This window comes from Wolbachia endosymbiont of Drosophila baimaii (assembly GCF_028982185.1).
Classification (GTDB): domain Bacteria; phylum Pseudomonadota; class Alphaproteobacteria; order Rickettsiales; family Anaplasmataceae; genus Wolbachia; species Wolbachia pipientis.
Map to the genome: position 1 here is coordinate 1 of NZ_JAPQLE010000121.1, position 9,695 is coordinate 9,695.

Consider the following 9,695-nt stretch of genomic DNA (forward strand, 5'->3'; position numbering starts at 1 on the left):
CTTAAGGAAAATAGCAGAAAAAGCACCAATAATAAAGTTAGCCTACGATGAATTAGACAGGTTTAGCTGGAATGAAAAAGATTTAGTAGCTTATGAAGAAAGAATAATGGATCTACGGAAAGAAGAAGCCATTCTTGAATACAGACTTGACCTTGCTACTGAAAAAGGCATCCAAATTGGCGAAGAAAGAGGCATCAAAATCGGTAAAGAGGAAGGGAAGATTGAAGGAAAAATCGAAGGAAAAATCGAAGTCGCAAAAGCAATGCTGGCTAACAATGTTGATGTCAACACTATTGTCAAGTTTACTGGCCTTTCTATTAGTGAGATTGAAGAATTAAGTGTGAACGGTACAGAGTAATTTCAAAGTGCATTTGCAGTTGGAACGGATACATTTAATGAGAGTCCCATTTCACGGTGTTCAAATCTACTCCTTCTTGTACCATCTCCCAAAGTGGGCTCATTTCTCTCAGTCGGCCAACATTTTTAGCAACAAGATCTGCTGCATACAAAACTTCTTCTCTAGTTGTAAATCGGCCTAGGCCAAATCTAATTGATGAATGCTCAAGGTCATGGCCATTATTTAGCGACCGTACTACATAGGAAGGCTCAAGAGACGCAGACGTGCACGCAGAACCAGAACTTACTGCTAAATCCTTGATTGCCATGATGAGAGACTCACCCTCAACATAGGGAAAGCTCAAGTTTAGGTTGCCAGGAATTCTATTTTCATAATCACCATTTAAAACGATATCAGGAAACGCTTCTTTTATCTTGTTATACAAAATATCCCTTAATTCTTCCACTCTAGTTGTTTCTTTTTTCATTTCTTCTCTAGCAATACGTGCCGCTTCACCAAAACCAACTGCAAGAGGTGTTGGAACTGTTCCAGAACGCATGCCTCTTTCCTGTCCACCACCACTAATTAGTGGTATCAGCCTAACACGAGGATTCTTTCTACGTACATATAATGCGCCTATTCCCATAGGTCCATAAATTTTGTGGCTAGAGAGACTCATAAGATCAATGCACATCTCATTAACATCAATTGGAACTTTTCCAAAGCTTTGAGCTGCATCTGTGTGGAAAAATATATTATGCTTTCTACATATTACACCAATTTCTTTGACAGGCTGAATTACTCCGATTTCATTATTTACCATCATCACTGAAACCAGGATTGTTTTATCAGTAATTGCTTCCTCAAGCTTTGATAAATCTATAATTCCGTTTTGCTTAACAGGCAAATATGTAACTTTAAAGCCTTCATTTTCCAGATGCCGACAAGAATCCAGAACACACTTATGCTCCGTGCAGACAGTGATTATATGATTTCCTTTATTTTTATAAAAGTGAGCAACGCCCTTGATTGCTGTATTATTTGACTCAGTTGCACCTGAGGTAAAGATAATTTCTTTGCTATCTGCGTTCACCAGATCAGCGATGTGTTTCCTTGCTTTTTCCACTGCTTCTTCAGCAGTCCAACCAAATGAATGGCTGCGAGAGTGTGCATTGCTGAACTCACCAAAGTAAGGTATCATCACCTCTAAAACACGGGGATCTACTTTAGTAGTAGATTGATAATCAAGAAATATTGGTAATTTTATTTTAGCATCGTGTATTTTTTTACTTTCAACATTCATAAAGCTACCACGGAGACAAAATTTACAATTATTTTATAGCATTAAAACTTAATTTTTTCAAGATATAATCTTGCATCAAGTACAAAAGTGTCATCCAAGTAGCTGACACATAACTGTACGAACATTTATTTGCGAAAGCAGTGTGTTAAATGTTATAGCCAGTTTTGCCTCAAACACAAAGGCAGTGCCCAGACACTGGGATGACACCCTATTGGTGGCAATTGCTTCCAAATCACAATGTTTGTACAGCTGTGCGCCGTGCGCTGGAATCCGTTTTAGCCCTTATCTATATCTCAGTTCCACCAACAGTTATTGCGTCGACTTTGAGTGTCGGCTGACCAACTCCAACGGGCACATTTTGTCCATCTTTCGAGCATGTGCCAACACCAGGATCTAACTTTAAGTCATTACCAACCATAGATACTTTTTTCAACACTGTTGGACCATCACCAATTAGTGTTGCTCCTTTTACTGGCTGTGTAATTTTGCCATTTTCTATTAGGTAAGCTTCCGAAGATGAAAAAACAAATTTTCCTGACGTTATATCAACCTGCCCACCACCGAAATTTACCGCATATAGACCTTTCTTTACGCTAGATATTATTTCCTTCGGTGTATACTTTCCGGGCAACATATAGGTGTTTGTCATGCGCGGCATAATAACTTCTTTATAACTTTCTCTTCTACCATTACCAGTTGGGCTTACACCCATGAGTTTAGCGTTCATATGATCCTGCATGTATCCTTTTAGGATCCCATCCTCTATCAATATATTATAACTGGGTGGAGTGCCTTCATCGTCTACGCTGATAGAGCCGCGCAAATTGGGCAGAGTTCCGTCATCAACTACTGTGATGTCACTAGCTGCTACTTGTTTACCCACAGAATTTGAAAATGCTGAGACTTTTTTGCGATTGAAGTCGCCCTCAAGTCCATGACCCACGGCTTCGTGTAACAATATTCCTGGCCAGCCTGGACCTAAAACGACTGTCATTTCTCCGGCTGGAGTTGGAATTGCTTCAAGATTTACCAGTGCTTGTTCTAACGCTTGGTTTGCAACTTCTTTCCACTTTTTCTCAGAAATAAACTTACTATAAGAGTCCCTTCCACCATGCCCTGCAGAACCTCTTTCGGCACGGCCATCTTTTTCTACAATGACTAGCACATTAAAACGTACCAGAGGCCTGATATCGCTTAATCTGTGATCACCCTTTATTATTTGTACAACTTGCCATTCTCCACTTAGAGTTATTTTTACTTGCTTCACGCAGTTATTTTTGGACCTTACATACTCATTAACCTCATTGAGTAGCTTAATCTTTGAATTCAGATCCATTCCATTTATAGGGTTAATCCTCGAATATAGGCTTTTTGTCTCTTCGTTTAAATTTATTGAATTTGTCTTGTTTAAAGACACTGAGCTTTTTACCATAGAAGCAGCATTACTAATTTCTTTTTCGCTGATCTCAGAAGAACAAACGAAAGATGTACCATCTTCACAAAAAGACCTTAAACCAAATCCCCTTCTAGTATTCAAGTCCATGTATTTTAATATGTTATCCTCAAAAACCAGGGACTCCGACTGGCAAAATTCTAGAAATAGCTCACCACCATCGCTATTGCTCAAAGCGTTATTGACTATTTTATATACGTTATTAATATTAACATTGTTTTGAGCAAAAAATATTTGATCTAGATTTGGCATTACCTTTGAACTAAAAATTGTTTAAGTATATTATTTAACTTTAACATAGTAAACTATAAAAAGCCCGGGTGGCGGAATTGGTAGACGCGCTAGCTTCAGGTGCTAGTAACTTTTTAAGTTGTGGAAGTTCAAGTCTTCTCTCGGGCACTCTTAGCTTCCATATTGCTTGTTGAATTAATTAATGCTATAATATAACGTATTAGGTAATATTTATGCTATGTATGGTGAAAAAGATAAGTTAGCCTACAGAAAGAAGGTACGAACTTACTCGAAACGCTTAGTTACTACACTATCTACTATCTCTTTCATTGGATACATAGCGGCATTGGTCTTGAATATTCCTGTCTTAAGTCTGTATTTTAGTATTGCCGGCACTATATTCAGTGCACTTTCGTTTGCTTTAAATATATGGTCACTAAATGATCATTCCCGACAACAGAATCTTAATAAGAAATCTGGCATAAAAAACACTCCAGGACAAAAAAAGTTAACAAAGATCTATCTTGATATAGCATCCAGTGCTTCATTTCTAATAGGAGGTATTGCATCTATGTCGCTTTTTGAGTCTTCTGTTATTTATTTTGTTTCTACGCCTTTTTTTATTCTAGGCTGTGTTATTATGGCAGCTAATATCGTTCAAACTATGATTAGTGAACCACAGACAAAAAACGTCCTTGAGAATCTCTCTTCAAATACTGCAAGAGTACAAGCTTAAGTATTAACTTATTTAACTTATACAGGAATATTAGCTATATAATTCCACTGAAGGAAGCCATTCAAAAGAGTTCGATGTAATTAGCGTCAAAAAAGTGTAAGCAGAAATTGTGGGCTTATTGGGGTAGGAGCGCTTAGTACTCCTACTTCCACATCAATTACTTGAATAATTGCTCAAGCTATCAAAATAAAAGTTTTTATTCAGTAATTTGTGTATAAAGGGTACTATTTTACTAGTAGTGAAATAAATCAGAATGAAGTCTATTTTATTAACGAGGCCTTTATTGGACTCGTTCAATACAAGAAATATATTGAGAAAGTATGGATACAAAGTTTTTATAGAACCAGTATTCACAATAAAGTACTTAAATCCTGATATATCTGCGTACGAATTTGACGTTGTGATATCTACAAGTAAAAACAGTGTAAAGGCTCTTAGTCAAATATGCAAAGAGGATGACTTTCCGATTATTACAGTTGGTAATTCAACCATGCAGGCTGCAAAAAATTTGGGATTTTTTGATATAATCTCAGCAGACAGCAACGTTGATGGTCTGATATCATTCATAAAAGCTCATTATTCAAACGCAATAAAGTTCTTGTATATAAGGGGACAAGAAGTATCATGTGACCTAAAAAAGAGATTATCTGAAGAAGATTTTAACGTAAGAGAAGTTGTACTCTATAAAACAATTATAAAAAGGAATCTAACTAATAGGTGTAAAAATTTACTATTGGATGGTAAAATTGATAGTGTTGCTTTTTTTTCCTCACAGACAGCAAGGATATTTTGTTCATTAGTTCTAAAAAGTGGGCTATCTCATGTGATGAATAATGCAGTTGCATATACCATGAGTAAAAACATTGCTGATAGTTTAAAGTTAATCAAATGGAAAAAAATTATAACATCGAGGTTGCCTACTGGGGAGAGTTTAATTGATATAATTAATAAGGATTGTTGATGCTAAAGATTGCAACTTGGAATGTAAACTCCATACGTAAAAGAGTTAACCAACTTTGTAGTTTTATAGTTGATAGTCAGATAGATATAATTTTGCTGCAAGAGATAAAATGTATGGAAGAGCAATTTCCTTATGCAGAGATAGAGAAGCTGGGATATGAATGTGCTGTCTATGGACAAGTTGCAAGAAATGGCGTTTGTGTTTTATCTAAATATCCGATACTGGAGAAGTTTAAGATTGATATCGTAGAAGGTTATCAAGAAGCGCGTTATATAGAGTGCATAATAAAGCACAATAATCAGAAGGTAAGGGTGGGAAGTGTATACGTTCCAAACGGTCAAAGCCCGGACTCTCAAGCATTTGAATATAAACTCAAGTTTTTTGATAATCTATATGAAAGGATGAGCACTTTGTTAAAAAATGAAGAGTTAACTATTATAGCTGGCGATTATAATGTTGCACCGGATGAAATTGATGTCTTTGATTCAAATTTATTGAATGGCCAAGTGTGCTTTCATATAAGAGAACGTGAGAAGTTAAGAGCGATCTTGAATCTTGGGTTTAAAGATGCGTTTAGAATATCTCACCCAAATTTGCAACAATTCACTTGGTGGCATTATCAAGGCAATTCACTCAGAAATAACCAAGGAATGCGAATAGATTATATGCTGTTATCACCACAAGCTGTAGATAAATTGGAAACATGCTACATAGATGATAGATTGCGTAAGCTAGAAAATCCGTCTGACCATACTCCTGTTGTATGTGCTATAGAATAATAGTAGACCTCTTACACAACTCACTTTTTGGCAAACTTAGGTAATCCTTGCTTGTTTGTTGCTTGTGTTTTCTTCCCTTCGTTTGTTTTCCTTTCTTGTCCAAGGTTGATCTTGCTGTTTGCTTTCTTCGTTTCCCCTGTTGTTTTCCTGGGAAATTTGCTCAGGAACAGGTTGTTTTTCACTCTTTTCTTTTCCTTGGGAAATTTGTTCAGAAACAGAGGTACCTTTCTCAACTTCTGTAACTGGGGTTTTTAAAATATCATCAATGCCCTCGAGAATTTTTCCATTCAGTTTTGCTCTCTTTTCTGTATCATCTTTATCTTGTGAGCTAGGGTCATACAAAGTACCTTTTTTGTTATTTGAAAAAAGAACCTCCACTCCTCCTTTTATGGCAAATATTGTGCCGATAGCAGTAAGAACTACTCCGAGTGTAGTAGGACCAAAAATTAACATTGGAATAGTGGAAAGAAGGACAGGAAAAAAGATCTTGCTTAAGAACGTTGTTACCATCTCTTCATCACTGAGTGGTGGTTCATCCTCTTCTTTCTTGTCTTTACCTAAGAATGGTATTTTTTCTTTCATCCCATCCATAAAGGAGCCAGAAATATTTTTCGGGTCTATTTTGATCCCTCCAATTAGCAGCAGCAGCATTTCCAATACAAACTTTATGGATGAATCTTTAGCTTCTGTACCCCGTATATCAGCTACACACTTGGTTATTATTTGTTGTATTTTATCATTATTTAATTTCTCTTCTCTAGCTAAGCCTTGCTCTCTAATTTCTTTAAACATAGAAAGTAAAAACTGAGAAAAATTCTCTTCACTGAGTGGTTTTATATCTTTTGGATTGACATTATTAAGTAGTATGTCCTTATAAGCTGATATAAAATAATCAGTTATTTCTTTGTTCTCCTTTAATTCGGCTTTACCTTCTAATACTTTTACAAAGTAATCATAGATTACCTGATGTTCCTCTTTTTCAAAAATTTTCTCATCTTTGTTAGTTACCTGATTTGAAGGTTCCAAATTCTTTGTTTGTGGAGTTAATATTTTTGTCATAACTGAGTTACTCACATTTACTATACTTCAATTGTAGCATATTTTTCATATTAATTCAAATAATCTATACTCTTAGAATCCGCCATGTTTAAGTCATAATTAAGAGCCCAGTTGTCGCCAACTTTTATTTCTACTTCAAGTGGTATAGAAATTTCTACTACACCTTCCATTATATTTTTCACAAGTTTTGCTGTTTCTTGTACCTTTTCGTCTTCTACTTCAACCAGTAGTTCATCGTGAACCTGGAGGATTATTTTACCTACTTTTAATTGGTCAAAAAGCTGAATCGTCGCACGTTTTATTATATCAGCGGTGGTGCCTTGCAGTGGTGCGTTTATTGCTGCCCTTTCTGCAAATTGTCTTATATAAGGAATTGTATTGTTTATGTCTCTTACAAAGCATCTCCTGCCAAACAAAGTTTCTACATAACCATGCAATCTTGCGATAGACACTGCTTTTTCCATATAGGCCTTTATTTCTGGGTAACAGGAAAAATAGTAATTAATGTATTCAGCAGCTTCCGCAATGGTAATTCCAAGCCGCTTTGCAAGACCAAATGGTCTAATGCCATATATAATTCCAAAATTGATGGATTTTGCTTTGCGTCTTAATTGCTCATCTATTTCTTGCACTCCAAAAACTTGCCTAGCGGTGATCTCATGAATATCTTGTCCGTTTGCAAAAGCTTCTTTAAATGCTGCAACGTTTGCAACGTGTGCCAGGAGTCTTAACTCTATTTGTGAATAGTCGGCAGAAATTATCTTATGCCCTTTTGGCGCAATAAATGCTTGTCTGATGAGATTTCCCTCTTCGCTTCTGATAGGAATATTCTGTAAATTAGGATTGCTGGAGCTCAGCCTTCCAGTTGCAGTTGCAGTCGTTGAAAAGCTTGTGTGTATTCTACCATCAATGGAATCAACTTGCTTTATTAGCGCATCAGTGTAGGTGCCTTTTAATTTACTTAAATGTCGCCAATTTAGAATTTTACTTGCGATTTCTACCCCTTCTTCTTCGAGTGCCTCTAGAACTTCATAATTGGTGCTATACGATCCAGATTTTTTTGACTTTTTCTTTTTATTAAGCCCCATTTTGTTGAATAAAACATCACTTAATTGTTTTGGCGAAGCAATATTAAATCTTTCTCCTGCCAAATTATATATCTCATCTTCAAGCACGGCAATTACCTGCTGAAATTTATCGGACAGCTCCTGTAATTTTTGTATGTTCAGTAATATCCCATTTTTCTCCATATCAAATATTACTTTCATAAGTGGCTTATCGAAGCGCTCGTAAATTGTGAGCAATTTTTCCTGAAATAACCTTTGCTTTAGCTTTTCATGAATTGCTATTAAAGTTTTTGCCGAGAAAATTTCTGCATTTTCACTCAAATTATGCGCAACTATGTTTGGAATACTGTGATCATGCTTTCCTGTATCCAAGCTATACGACATTATCATCAAATCATCAACTGAATCTAGCATCTTCTCTACTGTAGGGAAGATTTTCCTGATCTCTTTAATGTTATGTATTATTTTAAGCACTCCATTTGAGAGCAAAGTTAAGTTAATTATAATGAGTGCATCTTGTATGCTGTCTTGCTCTATATAAAAAATATTACTTTCGCTATAAGATAGACTTAATACATTGTTTTCAAGATGGCAATGAATTGCAATTTTGCCTTCATATCTACAGTGCTCTAAAAATTTCTCTAATTCTTCACTACTATATTCTGTTTTCTTTTCTGTGCTGGACCCACTATAGGAAAAAAGCTTTTCCATTTTACCTATTAAGGAATTGAATTCATACTTCTTTAAAAAGGATAATAGTTTCTCCATGTTTGGAGAATGGACTTCATATTTTGCAATATCATGTTGAAGGTCTACTTTTTCGCATAGTGATAAAAGTTCTCTTGAAATCAATGCTTTTTCCTTATGTTCGGTAAGAATATTACGAATCCTCGTTTGCTCGATGTTATCAATGTTCTCTATAATATTATTCAATGAATCAAATTCATCTAATAATTTAGTGGCAGTTTTTGGGCCTATTCCTGGAACGCCTGGAATGTTGTCAGATGCATCACCAGTTAGAGAAAATAAATCAAGAAGCTTGTGTGAGTTTACGCCAAATTTTTCTATTACTTGTTTTTCATCTATATATATATTTTTAATGGGGTCGAATATTAAAATATTGTGGTTCAAGAGTTGAAATAAATCTTTATCTGATGAAACGACTACCACTTTAAAGTCTTGGTGGTTGGCGTATTTTGCAGCTAGTGTTGCAATTATATCATCTGCTTCATAACCTTCAATCTCTTCATAGCTGAGGTTAAAAGCTTCTACCGCTTCCCTCAGTATGGTGAACTGTGGAGTTAGATCCTCAGGAGGCGTTACTCTGTTCGCTTTGTACTCAGGATATAAATTGTGCCTAAAATTCTTTTTCCCTGCATCAAGTGCTATAGTTAAGTAGTCCGAATGGGCAATGTACTTAAGAACCATATTCAGAAAGCCATATACACCACCTATTGGCATTCCTGTTGTGGTAATTAAGTGAGGTAGTACGTAGTAAGCTCTGAAAAGAAAACCATAGCCATCGATGATTGTGAAAGTTTTTTCTTTCATTGTAGATATTTATGCGTGCTTTTGATGGTCCACTATTTAGCTGAGAAAATCAAGTTTTTGTTTTTCTGCTTTTGAGCGTTGTAAGAGATTTTACCGAAAATAGCATTCATGATGGGGATGTACACATATGACCTTACCCAGAAAAAGTGGAGAGAAAGTTTGGAATGTTTTTTACAAAAAGAATGATGCATCAAATTGTTCTGGAATGCAATAGTTAA

General features: G+C 35.7%; 9 protein-coding genes, 1 tRNA gene and 1 pseudogene. 5 read left to right on the plus strand and 6 right to left on the minus strand.

Features of this window, described 5'->3' with window-relative positions; genetic code table 11:
* A pseudogene (locus OZD66_RS04115) lies at window positions 1-358 on the plus strand (Rpn family recombination-promoting nuclease/putative transposase); the annotation flags it as partial.
* Window positions 359-392: 34 nt separating this feature from the next.
* Here OZD66_RS04115 and OZD66_RS04120 read toward each other — a convergent pair.
* The 3 genes from OZD66_RS04120 to tldD all read right to left on the minus strand — a co-directional run bounded on the left by OZD66_RS04120 (window position 393) and on the right by tldD (window position 3,345).
* Entirely contained in the window at window positions 393-1,640 is a 1,248-nt protein-coding gene (locus OZD66_RS04120; RefSeq protein ID WP_182367351.1) for an IscS subfamily cysteine desulfurase, read from the minus strand.
* Window positions 1,641-1,730: 90 nt separating this feature from the next.
* On the minus strand, window positions 1,731-1,871 hold the full coding sequence (locus tag OZD66_RS04125) for a hypothetical protein (RefSeq protein ID WP_153296798.1): 141 nt from the start codon (window positions 1,869-1,871) through the stop codon (window positions 1,731-1,733).
* Between the two features lie 55 nt (window positions 1,872-1,926).
* Complete coding sequence (gene tldD, locus OZD66_RS04130; protein WP_182367354.1) at window positions 1,927-3,345, minus strand: metalloprotease TldD; 1,419 nt, start codon at window positions 3,343-3,345, stop codon at window positions 1,927-1,929.
* 62 nt (window positions 3,346-3,407) lie between these two features.
* Between tldD and OZD66_RS04135 the strand changes: the two genes are divergently transcribed.
* The 4 genes from OZD66_RS04135 (at window position 3,408) to OZD66_RS04150 (ending at window position 5,800) form a co-directional block, all read left to right on the plus strand.
* Window positions 3,408-3,492, plus strand: a tRNA-Leu gene (locus OZD66_RS04135).
* A 70-nt stretch (window positions 3,493-3,562) separates the two neighbouring features.
* Window positions 3,563-4,060 (plus strand): hypothetical protein, encoded by a 498-nt coding sequence (locus OZD66_RS04140; protein ID WP_010962975.1) that lies wholly within the window; start codon window positions 3,563-3,565, stop codon window positions 4,058-4,060.
* A 253-nt stretch (window positions 4,061-4,313) separates the two neighbouring features.
* Window positions 4,314-5,021 (plus strand): uroporphyrinogen-III synthase, encoded by a 708-nt coding sequence (locus OZD66_RS04145; protein ID WP_182367357.1) that lies wholly within the window; start codon window positions 4,314-4,316, stop codon window positions 5,019-5,021.
* Complete coding sequence (locus tag OZD66_RS04150) at window positions 5,021-5,800, plus strand: exodeoxyribonuclease III (protein ID WP_006279450.1); 780 nt, start codon at window positions 5,021-5,023, stop codon at window positions 5,798-5,800. The genes OZD66_RS04145 and OZD66_RS04150 overlap by 1 nt, the downstream gene beginning before the upstream one ends.
* A 36-nt stretch (window positions 5,801-5,836) precedes the next feature.
* On the opposite strand, the gene OZD66_RS04155 is transcribed toward OZD66_RS04150, so the two are convergent.
* The 3 genes from OZD66_RS04155 to OZD66_RS04165 all read right to left on the minus strand — a co-directional run.
* Window positions 5,837-6,859, minus strand: a complete 1,023-nt coding sequence (locus OZD66_RS04155; protein ID WP_182367440.1) for a hypothetical protein — start codon at window positions 6,857-6,859, stop codon at window positions 5,837-5,839.
* Between the two features lie 50 nt (window positions 6,860-6,909).
* Window positions 6,910-9,477 (minus strand): DNA polymerase I, encoded by a 2,568-nt coding sequence (polA, locus tag OZD66_RS04160; protein ID WP_182367360.1) that lies wholly within the window; start codon window positions 9,475-9,477, stop codon window positions 6,910-6,912.
* A gap of 32 nt (window positions 9,478-9,509) precedes the next feature.
* Window positions 9,510-9,695, minus strand: a 186-nt coding sequence (locus tag OZD66_RS04165; RefSeq protein ID WP_275022293.1) for a hypothetical protein, incomplete at its 5' end; no start/stop codon positions are given.

Coding starts and splice junctions, on each gene's coding strand:
- tldD (WP_182367354.1), bottom strand. CDS start 3,345: ATGCCAAATCTAGATCAAATATTTTTTGCTCAAAACAATGTTAATATT.
- polA (WP_182367360.1), bottom strand. CDS start 9,477: ATGAAAGAAAAAACTTTCACAATCATCGATGGCTATGGTTTTCTTTTC.
- OZD66_RS04145 (WP_182367357.1), top strand. CDS start 4,314: ATGAAGTCTATTTTATTAACGAGGCCTTTATTGGACTCGTTCAATACA.
- OZD66_RS04150 (WP_006279450.1), top strand. CDS start 5,021: ATGCTAAAGATTGCAACTTGGAATGTAAACTCCATACGTAAAAGAGTT.
- OZD66_RS04155 (WP_182367440.1), bottom strand. CDS start 6,859: ATGACAAAAATATTAACTCCACAAACAAAGAATTTGGAACCTTCAAAT.
- OZD66_RS04120 (WP_182367351.1), bottom strand. CDS start 1,640: ATGAATGTTGAAAGTAAAAAAATACACGATGCTAAAATAAAATTACCA.
- OZD66_RS04140 (WP_010962975.1), top strand. CDS start 3,563: ATGTATGGTGAAAAAGATAAGTTAGCCTACAGAAAGAAGGTACGAACT.